Origin of the sequence: Kitasatospora sp. NPDC087314 (genome assembly GCF_044744365.1) — a bacterium.
Taxonomy (GTDB): Bacteria; Actinomycetota; Actinomycetes; order Streptomycetales; family Streptomycetaceae; genus Kitasatospora.
The window spans coordinates 20,244-42,519 of record NZ_JBIUYE010000006.1 but is presented as its reverse complement, the minus strand read 5'-3'; the positions used below and the strand labels follow the sequence as shown (position 1 = coordinate 42,519).

The following is a 22,276-nucleotide window of genomic DNA, read 5'->3' as shown; positions in this document are numbered from 1 at the left end:
GGTCGGGCGTCTCGCCGGCCGTCTCGCTCGCCCTGGTGCCGCTGCCTGCCGATGGCGCGGCGGGGGCGTGGCCGGGAGCGGGTTGTGAGTTGCCCCGGGCGTGCTGTGGCCGGTGCCGGTGTGTTCGGCTGCCATCGGCGTTCGTGGCGACCGGCTGGGTGGCGGTGTCGGGTGCGGGGCGGATGGTTCACCGCCGCCTGGCCGTGGGCCGGACCGGTCGGTGGTGTTGTTCGGCGAGGTGGTCGAGGGTGATCGCGTCCAGGGAGGTCTTGGTGACTTTCTCGGTGCCGTCGAGGATCGCGGTGATCGCGGCCTGGCGGATGAGACGCGAAAGGCTCCAGATCCTGCCCGCGGTGCGTTGGTGGAGGTACGGGGCCAGCCGCCGTAGGGAGCCGGGGCGGTGCGCGGTGAGGTCGAGGGCGTTCTCGAACGCGGCCACGGTGGAACGGAACGGCGTCTGGTCGCCGATACGGGCGGGCAGGGGGTCGCAGTCGATCAGCGAGGTACGCCCGGCCAGCTGAGCGCCGCGCACCCCGGAGAACAGCGGGGTGTCGGCGACGTCGATGCCGGCGTAGACGAAGGTCGCGGGCAGGCGTTCGGTGAGGTCTTTGAGGAAGTCGGCGGCTTCCGAGCCGTTGGTGGTGCGGGGGTTGAGGCGGTGGATCTCGTCCACGAGGACCAGGCGCACCCCGACGCTGGCGTACATGCTGCACACGGTGGCGGTGAGCAGGGCCTGGGTCATGCGCGGAGTGACGGGCAGGCCGATGAAGCGGGCGAACTCGGCGGCCAGGGTCTTGGCGCTGGCTGGCTGTCGGATCCGCGGCGCAGGGCGTTGGAGCCGGTGTGGCCGGCGACGTGCTGGCAGAACAGGGTGTTGACGGACCCGAAGGCGCGCTCGACGTGGCCCTTGGCGGTAGGGCGCCGGGGCGGGGTGGGCTGCACGCTGATGCCCAGGCTCTCGCAGGCGGCCAGGAACGCCGCGGAGAGGAAGATCCGGCCGCGGTCGACGACCACGCTCTCCGGCACCACGACGGGACGGCCCACGGCGGTCTCCAGACGCGGGTCCGCGTCCAGGAGGTCCTCGTACGGCACGGGCGCGCGGGACATCGCCAGCGCGGCCGGCCAGTCCGGCCGCAGCGGGTGCGGGACGGCCATCTCGGCGAGCAGCAGCGCCGCGTCGACGGCCTTGGTGCTCGCCGGGCGCAGGACGGCGGCGAGGATGGAGCGGGTGGCGACGTCCAGCGCGATGGTCAGCTCCGGGCGGCCGGTGGTGCCGTCGCCGAAGACAGCCATGACGTCCAGGCGGGTGGAGTCGAGCATGACCTGCTCGCCCGGCCGCAGCGCCACCGCCGGCGTGAACGGCCGCCCCGGTGAGGCGGTTGCGGTGCGCGCAGGCCGGCCGGGCAGCTCGGCGGGGTCGGCCAGTGCCTTCACCAGCCGGTAGAACGTCGCCTGCGCCGGCAGCTTCACCACCCCCACTCCGTACCGCTCGTCCAGCACCTGCCTGGTGAGCTGCATCAGCCCCTTCACCGTGCCTGTGGAGCGGCCGCGCTGGCGCCGCAGCGCCTCCAGCACCGCGGCGACGACCTTCTCGTCGGCGCGCCCGGTGCGGCTGGCGGGCTTGGTGGTGCGGTGGTCGACCAGCCCCCACAGCCCCTGGCGCCGGTAATTCAGCCGCATCCGCTGCACGGTGCTGACAGCCACGTGTTCCCCCCCCCAGGGCCGTGAGCTCTGCGGCCTTGGCCTGCTCCCGCTCGGCCAGCGTGCGCGAGAGCGGGTCGTACTGCGGCCGCGGCACCCCCGCCGCCCCCTCCCCGCCGACGAGCCCGTACTCCACTTCCTGGATGTGCCGCTGCCAGGCCAGCGCCTTCTCCTGCTCGCGCACCGGCACCGTCTGGAACAGCCCCCACTGCGGCACCCCCACCTGCGGCCGCGCGCCGGTCACCGCGAAGTCCGGCGCCGCCACCAGGTGACCGGCCAGCACCGTCGCGACCTCCCCGCGCTCGCCGGCCAGCCGCACCAGCTGCCCCTCCACCCCGACCACCTGCCAGGCCCGCCCGTCGAAGACGATGTGCGCCCCCACCGCCAGCACCCGCCGACCCGACCCGCCGCTCACGCCGCCACCCCCCGGCCCACCACGGTCCCGGCGTCCAGCGGCCGCTTCCCCAACCCCGCGGTCAGAGCGCCGGACCACAGCAGATGGAAAGCCATCGGCCCCGCCCGCAACGGCACCCCCACCGCCGCGACCCCCTCCGCCAGCGCCCGCGGCTCGGCGAACGCCGACAGCACCGCCTCACGCAGCACCCCGTCAGCCCCGAACCGCGGATGCCGGTAGCCGGCCAGCCACCGCACATTCGCCGCCACCACCGGCGACGGCGGCTCCAGCCGCCGGTACACCCACCCCACCCCCTCACACACCTGCGCCAGCACCCGCGCCGCCCGCTGCGCCGCCGGCCCGCCCCCGCCAGCAACGGCAGGGCAGTCGGCCAGCAGCGCCCCGCCGTCCGCGTAGCGGGCGAACAACTGCGGCACCCAGGAACGCACCGTGCCGTCCTCCTCGCGCCACAGCAGCCGCACCGGCCGCCCCGCCAGGCCGGTCACCGAACGCTCGCGGTCCAACAGCACCGCCTCGGCGCCCCGGTGGCCTTGGTCGCTTCGGTCGCTGCCGCCCGCCCGTCCGGCCTTGCCGTGCAGCAGTGCGGGTGCCCGGGGCGGCCGCCGGCCCAGCCTCGGCGGCTGGAGGAGATCGCCGTCGGGGTCGAGCGCGCCGGCATGTACCCGGGGCGCATCCACCAGGCGGGACCCGAGATCACGGCGGCCATGCGGAGGGAGAACCTGCGGATCGCCGCCGTCTTCCGCGCCCACAAACGCGACCTTGCCCAGGCCCACAGCGCCGCCGCGGTCGACGAGGTGACCAGAGATCGCTCGTGAATGGCCTGCGGGCGCTCCTCGCGGGGGACCGCGCCGCCCTGCTGACGGGAGCACCGTCCGACATCGTGATCCCGGGCCCCCTGGCACGGTGGATGCCCCGCCTGGCACCGGCCGCGGTATTCGCCGCAGCCGCCGTCCTGCTGCCGATGGTCCCGCTCATGGCGGACAGCCCCGGGATGGCCACGAGCCTGCGCTGGACCTTCGCCGTGATGGCCGCCGTCTCCCTCGCCACGATCCGCCAGGACGTCGCAGCCCAGGTCAACGAGGTCTTCGCCCGCGCCGTCCCCTGGGAGAAGTAACGCACCTGGGCGGGGTCGTGCAGCGCCTGGACGGCCTCGAATCCGTGATGGGGCACGGGGCCGCCGTTGCTCGCGGTGCCGAGGCAGAGGACGGATGCGTGCTGTTCGTGCCTTTCAGGGGTTCCGCAGGCCGTTGGCCACCCGGAGGAGCTCGGAGGGCGAGAGCGCCGCGTGGTGCGGGTCGATGCTCACCACGGTGAAGGTGCTGACGCCGTCGGACCAGGTGAGGGCGCGTTCGGAATCCGTGTCGCACACGAGGGATGCGCTGTGGCCGTTGACGGACATCGGTGGACCGGCATGGGTGCCCGGTGCCGGGTCGTGGGTGCCGGCTGCGGGGAGGTTTTGGGTGATGCTCAGCGCGGGTTTGCCGACGGTCGCGTAGTAGCGGGTCCAGGAGGGCACGGTGTCGCTGCGGTTGTACGGATTGGGAGTCCAGGGTCCGGCCACGGAGCCGAAGACCTGTGGGACGTCCGATATCGCGGTGAAGCCCGGGGGGAGGTAGCCGACGTCGGCGAGCCGGGCGGCGGGGAACGGGACGAAGGGCTTTCCCGTGTTGGCCTCCGACAGCTGTCTGGTCCCCAGAGGGGCGTGGAGTGTGAGACTGACCAGACGGCCGGCTGAGGGGCACTCGTGGGTCTGGTCCACGGTGCGCCCGGTCTTCAGATCCGCGGCGACCGTCTGCGGCGTCTCGCGCGCAAACAGCCGCGGTTCGGCCTCCTGGCACGGTGCCCACATGACCGGTGTTGTGAGGGTGCGGCCGTCGGCGCTGAGGAGCACCTGGCTGAACAGCCCCGCGTCAGCTCTGGGCTCGCGGTCCGCATAGCGCACCACTGCGGACAGAGCAGCCAGGGCGACGACGGCGCCAACGACGAGGAGGGCCTTGCGGCGCCCCGGTGATGGCATTCGACCACTCCACGTTCGACGGCACGGCCTGTCCTGTTCGACCCGATGTCACCACAGTTCCAGCGCTTTCGCGGTGGCCCGCCCTCCGGCGAGCGACCGTGACACTGTTGGGCATTGGGCGCGTCGGATGATAGTACACACGTCCCCGTGGAGCGCCCGGCGCAGGTGTGCCGGGGCGGGGGGAAGGCGTTCGGTGCCGCGGTCGACCGTCCCCCGTGGACGTGGCGCCCGATGGTGTGCACGCCCGCCCGGGATCCCCTTCTTCCCGGCCCTGCCACGACAGTACCGCACCCGCCTTCGACCCGGCCCGGCGAAGCGGGCCCCACCGCACCCGCCGTCACCTTCCATACCGCCCACCGCTCCGCACGGCCCGCCGACGTGCCCGCGATCTCCACCACGGCCCAGGCGGCTCCTCGAGGCCCGGCTACTACCGGCCGGCTGGGGGACCGGGGCGGCCCGCGCCCTGACGGGCGAGGGCGGCGGTCCACTGCGGGAACTGCGTGATCGGTACGCAGGACGCGGCGGCGGCCTCGGGGCGCACTGCTGCGGCGGGGAGGAACGCGACGCGGCAGTGGCGGCACAACCAGGTCTCCCGCCACACCCGTTGGAGCTTCTGCCACTGTCCATGGTCGTGCGGCCACTGGTCGGCCGTGTCCCTGCGACGGCTCCGGTGGTCGGAGTGGACGGTGAGTCCGATGCCCAGAAGGACCGCCGCAACGAGCAACGCGCCGTAGTGGTAGCCGACCCGGTACGCGGCCTCGGAGCTCCCACCGTCGTCACGGGGGAGCAGGGTGCGCAGGCCCAGCAGGCCGAAGAAGCCGGCCAGAACGAAGAAGGTGACTGCGACCCCGGTCGTGGCCCCGCGCTCCGGCGGCACCGCCAGCAGCTCCCGGGTCGGCGGGTCCAGGGGCCGATCGGCGTCCAGCAGGGCGTCCTGTACGGCGGCGGTGTCGTCCGCGGCTGCGCACGTCGGGCAGGTGATGCTTATCGAGAGGTGGCTCCGGGGGTGATGCACGGTGGGTGTGGGAAAGCACGTAGTACAGAACAGAAAACTGACTGCCCGTATGGCCGACGCCGGACTTCACCGGGTCCGTCGGGGCCTGTTCGGTGCCTGCCGACGTTCCCGACGTCCTGGTCGTCGTCCTCGCGCAGCTGCGGCCGTGAGGACGACGCTGTGCCACGCGTTTACGAGCTGGATGAGGGCGCTCGACCTGGTGAAGGACCGCCTTTGTGACGGTACGTGGTGCGGCGGCAGGCGTGGATGGCGGTGAGTCCAATGGTCGGCGGCAGGGCTGCGCGGCGGCGTCCGGGTCGGGTGTGCTGCTGGGCGGCCGGAGGGTCCCGGGGTGTCGGCTGATGCGTTGAGGCCGTGTCTTCGCCTGGTGGGGGAAGACACGGCCTCGGTCCTGTCGGCGGTGTCGCTTGTCAGCGGTTGAGTGTTGTCTGGGCGGGGGTTCCGTATGCGCGGGTGGTGGATTCGGTGGTGCGCTGTTCCTGCAGGGCGGTCAGCTTCCGCACGACGAGGATGGCGAAGACGGCGGCTGCGAGTTCCAGCAGGTCGGAGGCGGTCAGCCAGGCGATCGCTTCCTGGTAGGAGTCCGGGTATCGGGCCTGGCCGTAGAAGTTGGCGTCCAGTCGGCCGATCACGATGGTGGCCCAGAGGGTGCCCCACCAGAGGCTGAGGAGCGTGTGAGTGATCGGGGGGGATTCCGGACTCGTCGGGGCGGGTGCTGGCCTGCCAGGTGTCGGCTGCGATCTGCCGGGGGAGCCAGAGGCCTGCGACGGGGGTGAACCAGGCGCCGATCGCCCATCCGCGCTTGAGTCTGTGGCCGTGGGGGTTGAATCTCTCGGCGTTCACCCGTACCCGGTAGAACCAGAGGATGAAGGTGACCGCCGAGGCCAGCAGGGCCACGAGGTGGAGTTGGCTTGCGTGTGATGAGGCTGGTCGATTTTGGCCAACGCTGCTGTTCACCTCACTTCGTCCGGCTTTGAACGGAGTGGGGAATATGGGGAGCGACGAGCGCCCGCCATCGGGAGCGATCGGCTGAGTCCTGCTTGATCACGCGTGTGTAGGGTGCGCTCTCATGATTGACAATTGGCGGGACGACAGGATCGGCAGCGCCCTGAACGGCGCGAACCCCACTGTGCTCCGGCGGCTTGACGCCGGCTTCGCGGTGATCGGCGACGTGCAGTTCCTGCCGGGGTATTCGGTTCTGCTGGTTGACGAGCCCGGCGTGGAGCGCCTGTCCGATCTTCCGCAGAGCAAGCGAATGGCCTTCCTGGCGGACATGGATCGGCTGGGTGAGGCCGTGGAGCGGGCCTGTCGGCGTCTGGACCCGGAGTTCCGGCGAGTGAACCTGGAGATCCTCGGCAATACCGACGGCTTCCTGCACGCGCATGTGTGGCCCCGGTTCGAGTGGGAAAGTCCGGATCTCGTCCGTCGCCCGGTGTGGCTGTATCCCGCGGAGAACTGGCGCGATCCCGCAAGCGCGCTCGGACCGCAGCATGACGCCTTGCGCGAGGCGATTGGCCACGAGCTCGATGTGCTGTCCGAGCTGGCTGCCATGCCAGAGAGCGCGGGATGAGACACGTCAACGAGGGACGACCCAACGGTCGCCCCTCGTTGACGATCGGTGATTCAGTTCAAGGGGTCCTCCGCAGCGGGATGACGTCGGTGCGGAGGTGGGGCATCGTCGGCCGCGCGGCCTCGGGAGTGGCCAGCAACGCGACGATGGTGATTGGCCGTTGGCAGTGCGGGCAGTCCCGGGTCGCGGTCGGCTCCAACGGATCGCGCGCCGCTGCGGGCTGCCGCGGGGCAGGGCGGGCCGGAGGCGGCGGGGGGAGTTCGACCCGGGCCGGCGGTGCGGGTGGTGGAGCCTGGCCGAGCCGGCGGGCCCGTTCCTCGTCCAGGGCCTGGTCGCGGCGGTGCTCGGCTTCGCGGCGGCAGACCATCGAGCAGTAGACGGTGCGGACGGTCTTCCCAAGCCTGGAAGGGGTTCTCGCAGACGGGGCAGGTCCGGGTTTCCATGTGGGCCGCGCTGCGGCGCGAGGCGGTCCGGCACTCGGGCGAGCAGAACTTCCTCTTCCGGCTCAGGTCGGTGGTGAATTCCTTGCGGCACTGCGGGCAGTTCCGCAGTTTGGGCAGGTGCGCGGTGCCGCGCTCGCGGCAGGTCGGCGAGCAGTACTTGCGGCGGCTGGCCGCGGACTCGACGGTGAAGCCGATCCCGCACTCGGGGCAGGTCCGCTCCAACTCGTCGTTGATGGTGCCGAGTTCAGGAGACACGGGCGTTCACTCCCTGGCGAAGGTTGTCGGCGTGGCCCTGGTGGTGGCGGAGCCGGTAGGAGGGGCCGTCGATGCCGACGACGGCTGCCCGGTGCAGGAGGCGGTCCAGCATCGCGGCAGCGACGGTCGCGTCGCCGAAGGCCGAGGCCCAGTCAACTGGGGCTGGCACTTGTTCCTCGGGGAGAGGATGCCCTGCGACCTGGCCGTTTCATGGGTCTGAATGTCTCTTTGATTGTCTTGCTGACAGCGCGGTTTTGTAGGCGCTACCTCCATTCGTCAGGTACGAGGAAGGTGTGCCGGATGGTGGAGTCGCGTCTGCGGGTGATCGAGGGCCGGACGGTGCCCGAGGTGCCCGTTGCCTGGGATCCATGGGAGTTCCAGGCGCTGTGTGTGGAGGCGTTCGTGGCCTCGTGGCGGGCCCGGGGGTTCAGTCCGGTGACGGTCGACAACGACATCGGCCTGCTGGAGCGAACGTTGAAGGCGCTGGGACGGCCGGCGTGGGATGTCACGCCCGAGGACATTGATCGCGTGGTCGGCGGCCTGGCCGTGGAAGGGCGGGCGCCATCCACCCGCCGCGGGTACGTCCAAATCTTCAAGGGCTTCCACCGGTTCCTGCAGGCCCGTAAGGCCGTTGAGATCGAGGCCGCGTTCGGGGTCCGGCTGGTCTGCCCGGTGGACGAGTTCAACGCCTCGCGGCATGTCGGCGACGACTCCCCGGCCCTGCTGCCGCCGCCGACCCCTGAGCGGGTCGAGGAGTTCTTCGAGTTCCTCAAGGCCCGGATCGCCACCGCCCGCAAGTACGCGCCTGCCGCCCGTGACTACGCACTGTTCCGGACTCTGTATCACGCCGGACTGCGCTCGGAGGAGGCCTCGCTCCTGGATCGTCCGGACGTGCACTTCAGCCGCGGACCGTTCGGCAAGCTGCACGTGCGGTTCGGCAAAGGTGCCCACACCTCCGGGCCCCGTCCGCGCTGGGTGCCCATGCTCGACCAGCTGGACCTGATCCTGCGCTGGTTCCTCGACGACGTCCGCGGCAAGTTCCCCGACTCGCCCGCGCTGTTCGCCGACGAGTCGGGCGGCCACCTTCACCAGGGCACTGTCCGCAACCGCCTGCGATACCTGATGGAGCTGGAGGGCCGTCCGGCCGCCGACCGGTTCAGCCCCCATGCCCTGCGGAGAGCCTGCGCGACCCACAACTACGAACGCGGAGTGGACCTGGTGGCCATCCAGCAGCTACTCGGTCACTGGACTGTCAGTTCGACCATGAGATACGTCCGGCCATCGGCCACGTTCATCGAGGACGCCTATCGACGCGCCGTGACCAGCACACTCGGCGAGCTCACCGGAGAGGAACCCACGCCGTGAACATCAAGTGGAAGCTGCGGATGGCCGCCGCCCAGCGCGAGGTCTGGACCGGCGCCCAGCTACGGCGGCTCCTGGCCGAGAAGGCCGGCCTGGAACTGTCCTCCGCCTCGGTGTCGGCCCTGTTCACCAAGGAACCCTCCCAGGTGAAGATGTCCACGCTCGCAGCGTTGTGCACCGCGTTGGAGTGCACCCCCAACGACCTGATCGAGGTCGACACCACCCCTGTCGAACGCCCTGCGGCTCCTCCTCGACCGGCAGCAGATTTGCCCCGGGTCGCCTCGGCCCGGGGCCGGTCGATGCCGCCGATCTGACCGAAGGAGGCGCGGGCGAGGTATGGGCAAAAGGCAGCGGGACTGTGTCGGGTGCGGTGCGCCGGTCGGGTTCATCGACCGGCAGCACTGCTGCCGCTGCACGGCCCGGATGAAGGACGAGGCCGCCCGCGCGTCCTGCCCTGGCTGCGGGAGGTCACGCGTCCTGCAGGCCGAGACCGGACGGTGCATCACCTGCTCGCGGACCTGCGCGGGCTGCGGCCGCCCGGTCCGGTCACCGACCGCCAGCCACTGCGGGATCTGCCGACGCGAAGCGGACAGGCAGGCCGCGAAGCAGATCTGTCCTCGCTGCCAGCGGCCCGGCTTCCTGCAGACCGGCACCGGATGGTGTGGCCACTGCTCGCGCCAGCGGCAGACCAAGCAGCCACCGCGGCAGTGCGCCGCCTGCGGCCAGTTGCGGCGTCATGCCGGGCTCGGGCTGTGTTCAGCCTGTTGGCAAAAGCACCCCGACCGACCCTTCACCGCCGCCGAGAATCTGGCCGCGCGGCTCGCCGAGCCCGTGCCCTGGCTGGCTGACTTCGCTGGCCATCTCGCCGAACGGCACTGCGCGAGTCGCGCCTGCACCGTGGGCAGGCTGCTGGAGGACGAACATCCCAACCACCCCCAGGCCCTGCTGGACCGCGCCCGCCGCCCCGGTCGGTCGATGGGCTCCCTCGCCCGGGCGCTCGAAGGCTTCTTCACTCAGCGCGGCCTTGCCCTTCCCACCGACCAGGCGCAACGGCTTGCCGCCGGACGCCGCCGACGCCGCATCGACGCCACCCCGCTCCCGCTGCGGCCGCAGGTCCAGGCGTTCGCCGAGTCCATGCTGCGAGCACGCGAGCGCGCCCTCAAGGCCGGCACCCTGCCTCGCACGGACAGCACCATCGAGGCGGCCCTGGCCATCGTCCGTGACCTCGCCCGCTTCCTGACCAGCACGCGCAACAAGCAGGACTGGGCCCTGACCGACGTACACGATGTCGAGGCATTCCTGGCGACCATGCCCAAGGCCCGGCAACGCCGGCTGACCGTGCTGAGGCAGTACTTCCGCTTCGCCCGCTCCCGCAAGGTCGTGCTCATCGACCCCACCCGGGGAGTGAAGGCCAAAGGCCCGTCAGGGTTCAGCGGCACCACCGTCGCTGTCGGGCAGCAGCGGCAGCTGTTCCGCCGCTGGACCACCGGCACCGACGCGCACCCGCATGAGGCACTGCTCGGAATCCTGGCCCTCCTCCACGCGGCCTCCAGCAGCGAGGTCCGGCTCCTGCGCGTGGACGACCTCGACCCCGTCAACCGCACCATCCGCCTGGATAAACGGCCGCATCCGGTGCCTATGGACCCGGTCAGTTGGTCGGTGCTGCAGCGCTGCCTGGCCCACCGCACGGACCAGCGCACCGACAACCCCCACGTGATCGTCACCAAGATCACCAGGAGCGGCCGGGCACCGGCGTCGACCGCCTATGTCAGCCACCTCCTGGACCCCTGCGGCGTTCCGCCTCGGACTCTGCGATGCACCCGCCTTGCCGACCTCGTGAACACTCTGGACCCCAAACTCGTCGCCGCAGCCCTCGGCATGGACCCCGAGGGCGTCATGATCTACCTCGCCGATCACGTCGACGCAGGACGCCTCCCCGACGCGTAATCTCCGCGACGGGTGGGGCCTCCGTGATCTACCGTTCAACCGATGAACTCCCACGACACGCCGACCGCCGTGACCGTCCGCTGCCAGAACAACCGCTCCGTCAGCGTGCGCCTCTGCGACTCCTCCCGGCCCGACGAGGACCGCGTGAAGTACGCCGTCGAAGCGTCCGCGCCGGGGCTGACCATTCGGGTTGACGAGGTGGTCGCCTGGAACTGGGGCACCGACCTGGCGCCCTTCCTGGAGGGACTGGCGGTCGACTTCCGCGGCTGGGACGGGCAGCGGGTCTGGCAGACCAACGACCGGGATCTCACCGTCAGCGCGGTCTTCCGCTCCGGTGGTCACGTCGGGCTGACCTGGACTCTTCGCCCGTGGAGAAGTGCGGCCGGTGGTTGGGAGGCATCCGTTACGACCTGGCTCGACGCCGGCGAGCACATGTCTGCCCTCGCGGTCGATGTCCGACGCTTCCTCACCCAGCAGGACGGGCGGCCGTGACTGATCTGCGGCTTGTCTGGACTCTCAACGGACACGGGTGGGCGGACTGCCGGATCGCTGACGGGCATGCTGATGCCGAAGTCACAGCGTCGTACATCACCAGCGCCCCCGAGGATCTCCTGACGGCGATCGCCCGGCTGGTCAGCGGTGAAGCCGAGACGCGTGCCCAGTTCCAGGCAGAGCCCACCGCTTTCCGGTGGATCTTCTACCGCGCAGGCGACGACGTGTGGATCCGCGTCCTTCAACTACCGGACGGGTCCAAGCACGACAACGCTGGCACCGAGATCTGGTCGACCCAGCAGAGCGTCGACGCCGTGGCACGAGCGGTGATCCGCTGCTTCGACGAAGTCGCCACGAAGTACGGCGAGAGCGGGTACCGCGGCAAGTGGGGCGAACACTTCCCCCGAACCGAGCTCGAAGCCCTCAGGTCGCTCTGGCGCACGCACCGGTCCGACCCGCCAGCCTGACCCCCGAACCCGTCGACATTCGGCGCTGCCTCGCACAGGTTGAGCGGAACATGTGCGCTTTGGCGATGCCGACGTTGGTGCTCAGGATCGTGCTCGACTTCAGATACCTCTGGTTGATCACCTGGAAGAGCGCCGAGGCGCCGTCCTCGGGCAGCGGCAGGTAGCCGAGCTCGTCGATGATCAAAAGCCGGGGGCCTGCGAAGAAGCGCATGCAGGTCTTCCAGCGGCCCTCCAGCGCGGCCTTGTGGCACTTGGCCGCCAGCTCGGCCGCGGTGGTGAAGTAGACGCGGTGGCCCGCGTCGACCGCCGCGCGGCCGAGCGCGACCGACAGCATGGTCTTGCCGACCCCGGGCGGGCCGACGAACAGCACGTTCGATGCGTCGTCGAGGAAGCGGAGGGTGGCCAGGTCGCGGATCAGCTTCTCGTCGACGCCGGGCTGGGCGGAGAAGTCGAAGTCCGACAACGTCCAGGGCTCCGGGAGACAGGCGAACCTTTCCCGGGCCGCCAGGCGCCGGGCCTCGGTGGCCTCGACCTCGATCTCCAGCAGCCGCTCCAGGGCGGCGGTCATCGACAGGTTCTCGGAGCGGGCCTGGTCCAGCACCCGCGGGAGGGCGTCGAACGCGTCGTTGAGCTTCAGGTAGGACAGGTGGGCCCGCAGCTGCGAATAGCGGCGCGCTTCACTCATCTGCGTGGGTGGGGTGCTCACTTGCCGAGTTCCTCCTCAGGTGTCGGAGCGGTCCGCAGCCGGTCGGCCACGGCGGCATAGGTGTCGAGGTTGATCACGACCCGCTCGGCCGGGTTCGCGCCGGCGGCCTGGCCCCGTAGTCGGTCGGCTTCCGCGAGCGCCGCGGCGGACAGCGGGCGACGAGTCTTGGTCTTGCAGGGCGCCCGGTCGCTGACCTGTGCGAGGACCGCCCGCTCCAGCGCGATCACGTGGCCCGCGTCGCGGATCGTCCGCCCGGCGCCGCGCGGCGCGAGCTGGTGGCGGGCGACCACCGCCCGGCCGGCGGTGACGATGTGGAGGTAGTCTTCGCCGAGCCGGTGTCGGACGATGACCTGCATCCCCGGCATCCCAGGCGGGACCGAGTAGAGGTTGCCCTCGAAGGAGACCAGGGCCTGCGGGCTGACCGTCCGGGTGGCCTCCAGATCGGCGGGGAACGGCAGCGTCGGAAGGTCCAACATCGGTTCAGCAGCAGCGAGTTCGGCAACTGTCACCTTCATCCCGTCCACGTTGCGGCGGCGGTCGTCCATCCGGATGGCGAGCTTGTCGACGCCGGACTGGGCCTGCTCGACGGTCAGGGCGTCCGGGACCGTTCGCCACCACCGTTGCGCGGCACTGTGGTTGGCCTTCTCCACCACGCCCTTGCGGTTGCCCCGCCGTGGCGGGCAGATCGCGACCTGGACCCCGTAGAACTTCGCGACCCCGGCGAACGCCGGGGTGACCTGCCCGCTCGACGGGTAGCAGACCGTCGCCATCCGGTCGAAGCGCCAGCGCCTCGCGGTCCCGCCGAGCTTGCGCAGCACCGCATCGAGGGCCTGGTTCAGGTGCGGGAAGTCCTCCGAGTCCGCCAGCACCGCCCGCCACCGGCCCGAATGCGCGAGCGCGCCGACCAGCAAGTGGGCGTGCGCGCCGACACCCCAGCCGGCTGGCGGGTCGGGCAGCTCGACCCAGTCGAACTGGATCTCCTCCCCGGGCGGGTGCGCGATCACGGCCCGGTCCCGGCCCTTCGACGCCTGGCACGGCTCGCAGTGCGGCCGCACCTGGTAGCGGCGAAGCGCCTCCGTGAACGTCGAGTAAGCGCCCCGGTAGTCGAGCTGGACCACCTCATCGAACAGTGCTGAGGCCCACAAGTGAGGGTCGTCAGCCAGGCGTTGGCGGCAGTAGTCCAGGAACGGCACGAAGGCGTCGGGAGCCTGGCGACGCTGCTGCGGAATCCGCTCGCCGTTCAGGTAGGCCCGGATCGTCTTGCGGTCCCGGCCCAGATGGCGGGCGATCGCCGAGATCGTCCAGCCCTGACGGCGCAGAGCGTGCGCGTCGAGGTCTTCTTCCACTGTGAGCACCCAGCCCCTCCGACGAGGCCCAACCGTTGCTCACGCAGGCTTGCCGCAGCCCACCCCAGCTATCCAGACACGCCGGAGAGGATCACCCAAAGGGTGGGGAACCAAGCCCAGCATGTTTGGCCCAACCCCCAGCACCACCTGGGGAGATTCAACCAGCGCCATCAACAGGCCGAGCTTCTGGAGGCCTTGTATGCCACCTAGACCGGGTGGGCTGTCCGATGACGGGTTCGGTACAGCGGACGGTGCCGACCCCCCGTCGAACCGCGAAGGACACAGGCCGGCGTAGTCGCAGAAGCGGCGCAAAAGCCTTGTTTCGCTGGAAGCGAGACTAATCGTCTAATTTCGGATGAGTATCTATGCGGATAGAGATGGGGGCGATCACCGAAATAGGCTTCCTGCTGGCCGAAGGTTTGTCGGGAGGGGAAAGCAGTGGGCGATCTCAAGGTTGACCCGGGAGAGATCTACAAGTCCGCGGGTGTGGCGCGGGCCATCGGCGAGGACTTTGCGAAGCCTTGTCAGGCAGTGGCTACTGCCAGTCAGACGGCTGTCAGTCAGCTGACGGGTTGGTCGGTGGCCGCGCGGCTCGGCCAGGTGGCGGGTGGCTGGGCGCCCGTGCTGTCGAGTGTCGGCGACCGTCTCAAGAAGACGGCTGACAATCTCACCGCCACGGCGCAGGCCTACACGAACAACGAGCACGCCAACGTCGAGGTCTGGCACAAGCAGAAGATCGGCGAGGCATGGGAGAAGCCGGGCCAGTGAGCAACGACTTTGAACTGCTGTTCAGCTTCGACCCGACCGGGCTGCACGACGCTGCCAAGGCGTGGCGCGAGCTGTCCAACGGGGCCCACTCCGCCGACACCAGGCATCGCAACCAGGTCAACGGACCGCTGCGACACTCGAACTGGGAAGGGGAGGACGCGAAACTGGCGTTCACCACCTTGGGCCGGACCGAGCAGATCCTGGAGATCGTGCGGGTCGAGTCCGCCGCTGTCGCACTCACCCTGGACACCGTCGCCGACCGGATCTCCCAGGCACAGACCAACCTGAAGAACGCCGTGCACCGCGCGGAGGAGTGGGGCCTGAGTGTCGGCTCCGACGGGACGGTGAGTCTGCCGCCGCTGAGCAAGGGCGAGCAGAATGACCCCGAGGCCAGAACCGACCCCGAACGCAAGGCGCTGGCCACCCTGCGGGGGGACGCGCAGGACTGGATCAACAAAGCGTTGGCCGATGCGAAGGAGGCGAACGACCAGGGGGAGCGTGCCCTCGGCCGCCTCGATGCCGACATCCTGACCCAGCCGCGGGTGTTCGGCTCCACCGCAGAGACCGCCACCGATGTGAAGGACGTGGCAAAGGACCTCGGCCTCGCCGGTCTGGACGTCCCGGACAACAAGGACCCGCAGAAGTCCGCCGACTGGTGGAAGTCGCTGACCCCTGAGCAGCAGAGCAGCTACATCGCGCTCTACCCGGACAAGGTCGGGCAACTGGACGGCCTGCCCGCAACGGTTCGGGACGAGGCGAACCGGCTGGTCCTCGACCAGCAACTGGACGCGCTGAAGGCCGGCAGCCCGCGCGGAAGCGGCATGACGTATGACGAGTACAACGCCCTCCAGGCAAGGCTGGTGAAGTTCAAGGAAGTGCTCGACCAGCACGACAACGCGGCCGAGGACAAGCAGTTGTTCCTGCTCGGGCTCGATGCCAAGGCCTACGACGGCGACGGTAAGACGATCATCGCCATGGGGAACCCCGACACCGCCGACCACACCGCAGTCCTGGTGCCGGGGACGGGAACGACGATCGACAGCACGAACGGGAACCTCGCACGCGTCAACGACATGCAGGACGCCGCGAAGAAGGCGGCGAAGGGGACGATTCCGAAGGTGTCGGTGGTCTATTGGCTCGGATACGACGCCCCCGAGGTCCCGGTCCTGGAAGCGAACAACCTCTCCGTCGCCTGGACGGGCCGGTCCGACGACGGCGCTGAGGCCCTGCGCCAGTTCACCCAGGGCACCCGGGTCGCCCAGGGCGACCACCACAGTCATCTCTCGGTCTTCAGTCACAGCTACGGGACGACGCTCGTCGGTGCGGCCGCCGCGGGTGGGAACGGACTGGGCGCCGACGACATCGTCGCCATCGCGAGTCCCGGAATGACCGTCCAGCGTGCCGACCAGCTCCACATCGACCCGAGCCACTTCTGGACCGGCAGGGCGGCGGACGACCCGATCGAACTCGCCGCGGGCCTGACCCTCGGCGACGATCCGATGATCGACCGGTTCGGCGGGAACAACTTCGAGGTCGACACATCCGGACACAGCGGGTACTGGGACGGCGGCAAGAGCCTCGACAACCAGGGCCGCCTCATAATCGGGAGACCGCCGACCACGGTTCCCAAGCTGCACGACAGCCCGCCACCTCCCCCGTGACCGCTGAAGCTGGGCCGACCAGGGCCAGCCTGGCTGTTCCGGTTGCTCACCCCCCGTCCCGGCCGCAAGGAATCTCACTGTGCCGTTCCCCCTTCCACGACCCGCCGCACGCCGTGTCGGAGCCCGACGTCTGGGCGCTGCCGCGATAGCGCTCTGCCTGCCACTGATCCTCGGAGGATGCATGTCCACGCCCGGCCCCAACGATCCTCTCCCCGTCAAGGCCCGCCAGGACGCCCAGGACTGGGCCCAACACATGACCGAGTACATGGCGCAGACCGCCGGAGCAGCCCTCGACCCCGGCAGCGCCGAGCCGATCTTCAGCGACTGCGTCGGCAAAAACGACGAGGTCCGGGAGGACGGCCGGTACAAACTGATGTACGCGGTCTACAGCTCCACCCCACTCGAACAGCATCCTGAGGCCGTCCGCAAGGTCCGCACGATGCTCGAACAGCAGGGCTTCAAGATCGACGGCTACCGGGAGAGCGTCAACGGCAAGGTGGACACAGTCCTCGACGCATCCCAGGCATCGAGCCGATACCTGGTCACTGTCGAGACCACGAGCGGAGGGCTTCTGGCCTTCAGCGTCAGAACCCCCTGCTTGATGCCCCCCACAACAACAGAGACTCCTCACTGACACCGCCCCGTTCTGGCCGCGCCGACCGGCGCTCAACCGCGGATCCCGGCTGCCCACGCCTACGCCCGGGCTCGCGCCGCCGCCGGCGACCAGTAACCGACCAGCCAGAGCAACCGCCAGCTCCGCTGCAGGCGAGGATCTCCTCTGTGGTGACGGCGATGTCGTTGGCGATGCAGGCGAGGATGTCCTCGGCCTGGGCTCGCCGCGAGCGCGACGGCCCGGGCACGGCGTTCTCCGAGCACGCCCTGGACGTCGTCGCCACCGCCAGCCTCCTCGCCCGCGCCGGGTTCGGCCACCTCCAGGCGATCTCCACCGAGGTCGAGCACCCGCTGCCCGGCCGCCCCGCCCGCTACGCCGACCTCGTCCTGCGCGACCCCGGCGCCAGCGTGCCGGTGCTCCTGGCCGAGGTCGACCGCGACAACGAGACGGTCGGCCAGCTCGTGGAGAAGCTCGCCTCCTACACCGCCTGGTGCGAGCCCCGCGCCACCGGCAACGGAAGAGGGTGGAAACGGCGTTTCCACCCCGACGCTGCCGGACCAGCGGGAAGCCCACACCGGCGACTCCTCCGCAGTCACAGTCCGGCTGGTCCCCTCCGATCCCCGGGCAACCGCACAGCTCCTCGTCGACGCGATGGACCACCGCCAGGCCGTCCAGGTGGCGTCCGAGCTGCTGGAGATCCTGAAGCGCGAGGCCGAGCCAAAGCACGGTGAGCGCTGACGCACCCGCCCGACACCCTCATGCGACGCCCGGCCCTCGCCGGGCGTCGCACGGGTTTCCGCCAGCCTGCGCGAGCTGCGGGGCACGCGGCTTTCGCTTCGAGGGGCTGGATCCGCTTCGAGTGAAGTTCGTTGGCATCGAGTGATGGACTGTGCCCCCTTCTGTCGGAACGCTCGCCCTCGGGGTCGACCCGAAATCGCTCTTTAGGTCGCATCGGGGAACTGTTCGAGTGTGCGCGATCATCCGGAATTAAAGAATCCCCCAAGGGAATTCAGGAAACCGGATCAGCTAAATCCGGATCTTAATGGTGTGGAGGTTCGAAAGTTCGTGCCAATTTTTCGATTGGCGTGTACGTTCTAATCACATCCGCCGCACTTGAGGCAGGGGGCCTCAGATTTTTCGCGGCTAAGAGGGGGTTACATCTCAATGCGTACACGCCGCTCCGTGGCTGCTGTCAGCGCCACGGCACTCGCACTCGCGCTCGCCGGCCTGGTGGGCGCCACAGGCGCCCAGGCGGCGCCGCAGGCCGGGGCAGCCGGCCAGGCGTCCCGCGCGGCCGACGTCGTCCAGCGGGCCACCGGAACCGCAGACATCGCCCGCAGCACCACCGGCGCGGGGGGCGCCACGGCCCAGGTCTCCAAGCCCAGCGGCAGCGTCGTCGTGACGGCGCCGACCACGGCCTCCGGGAGGGTCGCGGTCACCGCTGCGAACGGCAGCACCGTCACCGTGGCGCTGCCGGCCACGACCGGCACTGCGGGCGTCACCACGGCCGAGGGCACCACCGTCTATCCGGGCGCTGCCCGCGGTACCGACCTGGCGGTCCAGGCCACCACAGACGGCGGCGCCCGCGCCCTCGTCACGCTGAAGGACTCCAGCGCGTCCACCGAGCAGCGCTTCGACCTCGGGCTGCCCGACAACACCCGCCTCGTCCCGGCCGACGGCGGCTACGACATCGTGCAGAACGGCGCGTCCGGCGCCGCCTTCTCCCTGGGCCACATCGACGCTCCCTGGGCCAAGGACGCCACCGGCAAGTCCCTCCACACCAGCTATCGGCTGGAGGGCAACACCCTGATCCAGTCCATCGACACCGACAAGAACACGGCCTTCCCCGTCGTCGCGGACCCGAAGTGGACCTGGGGCTGGGTCACCGGGACCGTGTACTTCGACAAGAACGAGACCGGCCACACAGCAGCGGACTCCGCGTTCGTGGCGGCTGTCTTTGCTTTCGCCCCGCCGCCGTTCGACGTTTACGGGGTCCTGAACGCCGCGAACATTTCGCGCGTCGCCTGGAATGCCCAGAACGACAACCAGTGCGTGGAAATCAAGATTCCGACTTTCCAGGCCTACGAGTACAGTGGCGGGTACTGCAACTAGCAGTCCAGAAGGGCGAAGGCTATGGGGATATCCGCGCATGTGATGGCACCGCCGCTCCTTGCGGTGGCGGTGGTTCTGCTCGCCGTGAAGTGGGTCCGACGGCGGAGGGCCGGTAAGCCCGTGCCGCTGCTGCCGCGGTCGCCGCAGGCCTGGGCGGTCGCGTCCGCCGTGCTCGTCCTGGCGACGGTCTCGGGAGCGATGGCCGGTCAGCTCTGGACGGCGGTCATACCCGCTGTCGCGCTCGGTGGGCTGGCGGGTGCCGTCGCGGATCTTCGCTACGGCTCCCCTCGCTAACGTACATCCAGGGTGCGGCCCGGACGGTTCGACCGTCCGGGCCGCACTTTTAGTTGTGGCCGAAGCCTGGGCCCGGGCTTTCGCCCGCGGCCCGCGTCAAGCCCTGCACGCCTGGACAACTTCACCGCACAACGGCCGTCCAAGAAGGAGGCGCCGTCCTGGTTGCCTCGCCCGAGCGCAGGGGACGGACACAGATCCTGCCGACTACCTGACAGGCCGGGCGGTCGTCCGCCTTCACGACCGCCTGGACGACCTCGCTGCTGGGAGCAGGAGCGGCGGAAGGGTGTGGACTGCCGAGATGCAGGCCGAGATCTACGGCGACAAGCAGGCCTCTGCTGGCCGATCCGGCCCCGGCACCACCAAGGTGCCGGGGCCGCGGCATGTTTGCGACAGGGCTGTTCGAACGAGGCGCGCCCCCACCTGGCCTGCTTCCAGGAGTTGAACGGGCAGCGCGGCAGGCAAGCGGAACGAGGGCGGCTCTGACTGCCGGCGTGCCGTGCAGGGTTCGGATCGCGGCACCTAAACGTCGGAACATGACGTTCCGTAAGTCTTTACCTTCGGGTCGTGAACCTTTCGTCTGTTCGAAGGATTTGATGCATCTAACAGCACAGCGCGCTCATGCCCCCCAGCAGAGCGTGATCATGTGCCGTTCCCTGCCCAACGGAGAAGGATTCCCAACGCCCATGTGTATCCATCCCCCCATCCCACCGCGGCCCGCCGCCGTGGCCACCGCACCCGTCCTGCCCTGCCCTGGCCGCTCCCGCCGCCCGCGCGGCAGCGGTCCCGGACCCGGCCGGGGAGGCGTCGTCGTGACCGAGCAGCCCTTCGCCGACACCGCCGGCACCACTCCCGGCGTGGAACTTCCCATAACCCTGGAGGCGTTCCAGCGGCTTCACGCCGACGCGTACTTCGACTACACCTACGCCTGCCTCGGTGACGCCCGCCTCGCCCAACAGCTCGTCAGCGAGGCCTTCCTCGAACTCGCCGACTGCTGGGACCTCGTCCTGACCTACCCCCAGCCCGCCGCCACCGCCTGGGCTGCCCTGCGCCACCTGGTGGAGGCGGAACGGGAGCGCCTGGACCGGCTGGACGAGCGCGTCGCGTTCTCCGTGGCGCTGCGCCTGGAGTGGGAGCCGTGGCTGGACGACCTGGACGCCATCACCACCGGCGTCGACGGCCTGGAAGCGGGCATGGCGCTCGGCGCCGCCATCAAGGAGCTGCCCGCAGCGAAGTTCGACGTGATCGTGCTCCGCTTCGTTGTCGGCCTCAAGGTCGCGGGTACGGCCCAGGCCATGGGCACCGACGAGGGCACGGTGAAGTCCCTGACGACGCAGGCCCGCACCAAGCTGGAGGCCCGGCTCCGATCCCGTCGGCTTCTCCGCCCCGGCACCACCAAGAAGGATCAGGAGTGACTGTGACACCACGCGAGGACGGCCCTCACTTCCCCGACATCGACTTCCTGCTAAACGCCGCGGGCCCCTTGCCCGCCGACCGCCCCCGCTACGACATGAACGCCGGCCGCCGGTACGTCGCCGAAGGCCTGGCCGCCCGCCGGACCGAGCGGTCCGCAGCCCCCGCCCCCCAGCCGCAGCCGTCTCCGGGATCGACGGGCATCCACGCCGACGCCCGCCGCGACCTGCGGGCCCTGGCCACGGTCGTCATCAACGAACCCGGCTCCTGGGAGGAGATCGAGACCCTCGCCAAGGACTGGGAACCCAACGGCGCCCTGATCTTCGGCTGCCTCCTCGACCTTTCCGGCCGGCACCACTCCGCCACCTGGTGGTGGCAGTTCGCGGCCGGCGCCGGAAGCCACCTCGCCGCCTACTGCATGTACCTGCACCACCTGCGCCGCGGCGAACTGCGCGACGCCGAGAACTGGTTCAACCAGGCCGCCTGCCTGGAGGACGGCACCAGCGCCCCCCTCGCCCCCAAGCTCCCCGACCTGCCCGGCTACGCGCGCCTCGCCTCCCGCCTGGCCCCGCCCCTGCCCGACCCCGCCGGGCTGCCCCGCCCCGACCGCGCCCTGCGCGACGCGATCAACGGGTTGCCGCGCGAGGACGAGGCCGGTGGCCTCCTGAGCCTGCCCACCGACGCCATCGCCGACCGGCTCCAGGAACTGGCCTCCCACTGACCCGCTCCCGCCCGCACCCGACGGGCGGCGCCCACCGGAACGGAGAAGACCTCGATGCACACCGCCCACGACCCCGCCACCATCGCCCTGGCCACCTCGGCCGCCGGCTACCTCCTCACCCTCACCGCACTCGCGATCACCGCCATCGCCGCCCCGACGCACGCCCGCCGCCGCGAGGCACGCACCCTCCTCACCCTGCTGCTCAACCGCAGGACCTGACCACTCTTCGCTTTCATTGAGTGGCGTCGTCGGGTGTGCCGTCTCAGAGCCGGCGGAGCATCGTTTCGCACTCCCGGCACCGCCTGTCGTAGAACATGGGCGGGTACCACGGCTCACCGGGCCGGGTGGGGCTGTAGTGCGCGTGCTCCATCGGGGTGGTGTCCTTACCGCACAGCGTCCACGCCTGGGGGTCTTCCAGGGCGTCCGGATCGGCGCCAGCAGCGTGAACCATAAGGACGGCGGGCCCAACTCCCTCCGCCCCAAGATCCCGGTCAGACTCCAGCTCGAAGAGGACAACGATCGTGGCCATGCCCCGACCGTGCGCCACGGTGGTCCCGTTCGCATCCCGGCCGCTGGACGAGCCGACGCTCTCAACCGTCCGAGGACATGAGAAAGGCCCCGGCGGCACCAGACCGGGGCCGATGGGAAACGGACCTACCAGGCCACCCCGAGAGCCTCCAGCTGCCCGAGCTGTTCCTTGGTCAGCTTGTCCCGTCTCGCCTTCTGGTTGTTCAGCCAGGATCCGAGGGACACCCCGCCCTCCTTGTGGGTGCGCGGCACCCGGACGTGCCCCTCACGCCCGACGAACGCGGCCAACGCCGCCAGGCCGGCACCGAACCGGTCCGCGCGGGAGGCCTTCGGCTTCGCCGCGGCCGCCGTCCGCGCGGCGGCGAGCTCCTGGTCCTCCTCGATGCTGAGCGCGGCCGGCAGGTCCCGCGCTGTCCAGTCGACATCTACCGGC

Annotated in this window: 26 protein-coding genes and 1 pseudogene; 15 read left to right on the top strand and 12 right to left on the bottom strand. The window is 70.3% G+C overall.

Features of this window, described 5'->3' with window-relative positions; all coding sequences use genetic code 11:
- Positions 1 to 187: 187 nt before the first annotated feature.
- Together ACIO5E_RS14240 and ACIO5E_RS14235 are read right to left on the bottom strand one after the other, a co-directional pair.
- Positions 188 to 790: a TniB family NTP-binding protein gene (locus ACIO5E_RS14240; protein ID WP_400667922.1), complete on the bottom strand. Its 603-nt coding sequence runs from the start codon at positions 788 to 790 to the stop codon at positions 188 to 190.
- Positions 739 to 1,704: a hypothetical protein gene (locus ACIO5E_RS14235; RefSeq protein WP_400667163.1), complete on the bottom strand. Its 966-nt coding sequence runs from the start codon at positions 1,702 to 1,704 to the stop codon at positions 739 to 741. The genes ACIO5E_RS14240 and ACIO5E_RS14235 overlap by 52 nt, the downstream gene beginning before the upstream one ends.
- 20 nt (positions 1,705 to 1,724) lie before the next feature.
- Between ACIO5E_RS14235 and ACIO5E_RS14230 the strand changes: the two genes are divergently transcribed.
- Positions 1,725 to 1,973: a hypothetical protein gene (locus ACIO5E_RS14230; protein ID WP_400667161.1), complete on the top strand. Its 249-nt coding sequence runs from the start codon at positions 1,725 to 1,727 to the stop codon at positions 1,971 to 1,973.
- Positions 1,974 to 2,112: 139 nt separating this feature from the next.
- On the opposite strand, the gene ACIO5E_RS14225 is transcribed toward ACIO5E_RS14230, so the two are convergent.
- The gene (locus tag ACIO5E_RS14225) at positions 2,113 to 2,889 is read right to left on the bottom strand and encodes a TnsA-like heteromeric transposase endonuclease subunit (protein WP_400667159.1); all 777 of its coding nucleotides are present in this window, start codon (positions 2,887 to 2,889) and stop codon (positions 2,113 to 2,115) included.
- A gap of 38 nt (positions 2,890 to 2,927) precedes the next feature.
- Between ACIO5E_RS14225 and ACIO5E_RS14220 the strand changes: the two genes are divergently transcribed.
- On the top strand, positions 2,928 to 3,230 hold the full coding sequence (locus ACIO5E_RS14220) for a hypothetical protein (RefSeq protein ID WP_400667157.1): 303 nt from the start codon (positions 2,928 to 2,930) through the stop codon (positions 3,228 to 3,230).
- Between the two features lie 114 nt (positions 3,231 to 3,344).
- Here the strand turns inward: ACIO5E_RS14220 and ACIO5E_RS14215 are convergent, their stop codons facing one another.
- The 4 genes and pseudogenes from ACIO5E_RS14215 to ACIO5E_RS14200 all read right to left on the bottom strand — a co-directional run.
- Positions 3,345 to 4,133 (bottom strand): hypothetical protein, encoded by a 789-nt coding sequence (locus tag ACIO5E_RS14215; protein WP_400667155.1) that lies wholly within the window; start codon positions 4,131 to 4,133, stop codon positions 3,345 to 3,347.
- Positions 4,134 to 4,560: 427 nt separating this feature from the next.
- Positions 4,561 to 5,148, bottom strand: coding sequence for a hypothetical protein (locus ACIO5E_RS14210; protein WP_400667153.1), 588 nt, complete (start codon positions 5,146 to 5,148; stop codon positions 4,561 to 4,563).
- A gap of 410 nt (positions 5,149 to 5,558) precedes the next feature.
- Positions 5,559 to 5,831, bottom strand: coding sequence for a hypothetical protein (locus tag ACIO5E_RS14205; protein ID WP_400667920.1), 273 nt, complete (start codon positions 5,829 to 5,831; stop codon positions 5,559 to 5,561).
- 31 nt (positions 5,832 to 5,862) lie between these two features.
- Positions 5,863 to 6,105, bottom strand: a pseudogene (locus ACIO5E_RS14200) (DUF4328 domain-containing protein); the annotation flags it as partial.
- Between the two features lie 112 nt (positions 6,106 to 6,217).
- Here ACIO5E_RS14200 and ACIO5E_RS14195 point away from each other — a divergent pair.
- Positions 6,218 to 6,718 carry an HIT family protein gene (locus ACIO5E_RS14195; RefSeq protein ID WP_400667151.1) on the top strand — a complete coding sequence of 167 codons (501 nt, stop codon included), beginning with the start codon at positions 6,218 to 6,220 and terminating at the stop codon, positions 6,716 to 6,718.
- A gap of 687 nt (positions 6,719 to 7,405) precedes the next feature.
- Here the strand turns inward: ACIO5E_RS14195 and ACIO5E_RS14190 are convergent.
- Positions 7,406 to 7,528: an ATP-binding protein gene (locus tag ACIO5E_RS14190; RefSeq protein WP_400667918.1), complete on the bottom strand. Its 123-nt coding sequence runs from the start codon at positions 7,526 to 7,528 to the stop codon at positions 7,406 to 7,408.
- A gap of 227 nt (positions 7,529 to 7,755) precedes the next feature.
- Between ACIO5E_RS14190 and ACIO5E_RS14185 the strand changes: the two genes are divergently transcribed.
- The 5 genes from ACIO5E_RS14185 (at position 7,756) to ACIO5E_RS14165 (ending at position 11,684) form a co-directional block, all read left to right on the top strand.
- Positions 7,756 to 8,781, top strand: coding sequence for a tyrosine-type recombinase/integrase (locus ACIO5E_RS14185; protein ID WP_400667149.1), 1,026 nt, complete (start codon positions 7,756 to 7,758; stop codon positions 8,779 to 8,781).
- The gene (locus ACIO5E_RS14180; protein WP_266301128.1) at positions 8,778 to 9,092 is read left to right on the top strand and encodes a helix-turn-helix transcriptional regulator; all 315 of its coding nucleotides are present in this window, start codon (positions 8,778 to 8,780) and stop codon (positions 9,090 to 9,092) included. Before ACIO5E_RS14185 ends, ACIO5E_RS14180 begins: the two co-directional genes overlap by 4 nt.
- A gap of 109 nt (positions 9,093 to 9,201) precedes the next feature.
- Positions 9,202 to 10,725 (top strand): tyrosine-type recombinase/integrase, encoded by a 1,524-nt coding sequence (locus tag ACIO5E_RS14175; RefSeq protein ID WP_400667147.1) that lies wholly within the window; start codon positions 9,202 to 9,204, stop codon positions 10,723 to 10,725.
- Between the two features lie 42 nt (positions 10,726 to 10,767).
- Positions 10,768 to 11,217, top strand: a complete 450-nt coding sequence (locus tag ACIO5E_RS14170) for a DUF6228 family protein (protein ID WP_400667145.1) — start codon at positions 10,768 to 10,770, stop codon at positions 11,215 to 11,217.
- Positions 11,214 to 11,684, top strand: a complete 471-nt coding sequence (locus ACIO5E_RS14165) for a hypothetical protein (RefSeq protein ID WP_400667143.1) — start codon at positions 11,214 to 11,216, stop codon at positions 11,682 to 11,684. Before ACIO5E_RS14170 ends, ACIO5E_RS14165 begins: the two co-directional genes overlap by 4 nt.
- Here the strand turns inward: ACIO5E_RS14165 and ACIO5E_RS14160 are convergent.
- Positions 11,641 to 12,390 carry an ATP-binding protein gene (locus ACIO5E_RS14160; protein WP_400667141.1) on the bottom strand — a complete coding sequence of 250 codons (750 nt, stop codon included), beginning with the start codon at positions 12,388 to 12,390 and terminating at the stop codon, positions 11,641 to 11,643. The two genes, ACIO5E_RS14165 and ACIO5E_RS14160, sit on opposite strands and share 44 nt — an antisense overlap.
- A complete protein-coding gene (locus tag ACIO5E_RS14155) occupies positions 12,387 to 13,745 on the bottom strand; it encodes a Mu transposase domain-containing protein (protein ID WP_400667139.1) in 1,359 nt (452 codons plus the stop codon). The genes ACIO5E_RS14160 and ACIO5E_RS14155 overlap by 4 nt, the downstream gene beginning before the upstream one ends.
- Positions 13,746 to 14,174: 429 nt before the next feature.
- On the opposite strand from ACIO5E_RS14155, the gene ACIO5E_RS14150 reads away from it, so the two are divergent.
- From ACIO5E_RS14150 to ACIO5E_RS14120, 7 genes are all read left to right on the top strand, one after another.
- Positions 14,175 to 14,504, top strand: coding sequence for a hypothetical protein (locus ACIO5E_RS14150; protein ID WP_400667137.1), 330 nt, complete (start codon positions 14,175 to 14,177; stop codon positions 14,502 to 14,504).
- Positions 14,501 to 16,165, top strand: coding sequence for an alpha/beta hydrolase (locus tag ACIO5E_RS14145; protein WP_400667136.1), 1,665 nt, complete (start codon positions 14,501 to 14,503; stop codon positions 16,163 to 16,165). The genes ACIO5E_RS14150 and ACIO5E_RS14145 overlap by 4 nt, the downstream gene beginning before the upstream one ends.
- Before the next feature lie 181 nt (positions 16,166 to 16,346).
- Positions 16,347 to 16,799 carry a hypothetical protein gene (locus tag ACIO5E_RS14140; RefSeq protein WP_400667134.1) on the top strand — a complete coding sequence of 151 codons (453 nt, stop codon included), beginning with the start codon at positions 16,347 to 16,349 and terminating at the stop codon, positions 16,797 to 16,799.
- 1,161 nt (positions 16,800 to 17,960) lie between these two features.
- Positions 17,961 to 18,890, top strand: a complete 930-nt coding sequence (locus ACIO5E_RS14135) for a hypothetical protein (protein ID WP_400667133.1) — start codon at positions 17,961 to 17,963, stop codon at positions 18,888 to 18,890.
- Between the two features lie 1,103 nt (positions 18,891 to 19,993).
- Positions 19,994 to 20,596: an RNA polymerase sigma factor gene (locus ACIO5E_RS14130; protein ID WP_400667131.1), complete on the top strand. Its 603-nt coding sequence runs from the start codon at positions 19,994 to 19,996 to the stop codon at positions 20,594 to 20,596.
- The gene (locus ACIO5E_RS14125) at positions 20,593 to 21,315 is read left to right on the top strand and encodes a hypothetical protein (protein WP_400667130.1); all 723 of its coding nucleotides are present in this window, start codon (positions 20,593 to 20,595) and stop codon (positions 21,313 to 21,315) included. The genes ACIO5E_RS14130 and ACIO5E_RS14125 overlap by 4 nt, the downstream gene beginning before the upstream one ends.
- A gap of 54 nt (positions 21,316 to 21,369) precedes the next feature.
- Positions 21,370 to 21,534, top strand: coding sequence for a hypothetical protein (locus ACIO5E_RS14120; RefSeq protein WP_400667128.1), 165 nt, complete (start codon positions 21,370 to 21,372; stop codon positions 21,532 to 21,534).
- A 43-nt stretch (positions 21,535 to 21,577) separates the two neighbouring features.
- On the opposite strand, the gene ACIO5E_RS14115 is transcribed toward ACIO5E_RS14120, so the two are convergent.
- Both ACIO5E_RS14115 and ACIO5E_RS14110 read right to left on the bottom strand, forming a co-directional pair.
- On the bottom strand, positions 21,578 to 21,844 hold the full coding sequence (locus ACIO5E_RS14115) for a hypothetical protein (RefSeq protein ID WP_400667126.1): 267 nt from the start codon (positions 21,842 to 21,844) through the stop codon (positions 21,578 to 21,580).
- A gap of 125 nt (positions 21,845 to 21,969) precedes the next feature.
- Positions 21,970 to 22,227: a helicase associated domain-containing protein gene (locus tag ACIO5E_RS14110; RefSeq protein ID WP_400667916.1), complete on the bottom strand. Its 258-nt coding sequence runs from the start codon at positions 22,225 to 22,227 to the stop codon at positions 21,970 to 21,972.
- Positions 22,228 to 22,276 lie beyond the last annotated feature (49 nt).

What these genes read in the sequence shown, in the direction of transcription:
- ACIO5E_RS14215 (WP_400667155.1), bottom strand. Translation starts at nt 4,133, where the DNA reads ATGCCATCACCGGGGCGCCGCAAGGCCCTCCTCGTCGTTGGCGCCGTC.
- ACIO5E_RS14195 (WP_400667151.1), top strand. Translation starts at nt 6,218, where the DNA reads ATGATTGACAATTGGCGGGACGACAGGATCGGCAGCGCCCTGAACGGC.
- ACIO5E_RS14190 (WP_400667918.1), bottom strand. Translation starts at nt 7,528, where the DNA reads ATGCTGGACCGCCTCCTGCACCGGGCAGCCGTCGTCGGCATCGACGGC.
- ACIO5E_RS14175 (WP_400667147.1), top strand. Translation starts at nt 9,202, where the DNA reads ATGAAGGACGAGGCCGCCCGCGCGTCCTGCCCTGGCTGCGGGAGGTCA.
- ACIO5E_RS14170 (WP_400667145.1), top strand. Translation starts at nt 10,768, where the DNA reads ATGAACTCCCACGACACGCCGACCGCCGTGACCGTCCGCTGCCAGAAC.
- ACIO5E_RS14140 (WP_400667134.1), top strand. Translation starts at nt 16,347, where the DNA reads ATGTCCACGCCCGGCCCCAACGATCCTCTCCCCGTCAAGGCCCGCCAG.
- ACIO5E_RS14120 (WP_400667128.1), top strand. Translation starts at nt 21,370, where the DNA reads ATGCACACCGCCCACGACCCCGCCACCATCGCCCTGGCCACCTCGGCC.
- ACIO5E_RS14115 (WP_400667126.1), bottom strand. Translation starts at nt 21,844, where the DNA reads ATGGCCACGATCGTTGTCCTCTTCGAGCTGGAGTCTGACCGGGATCTT.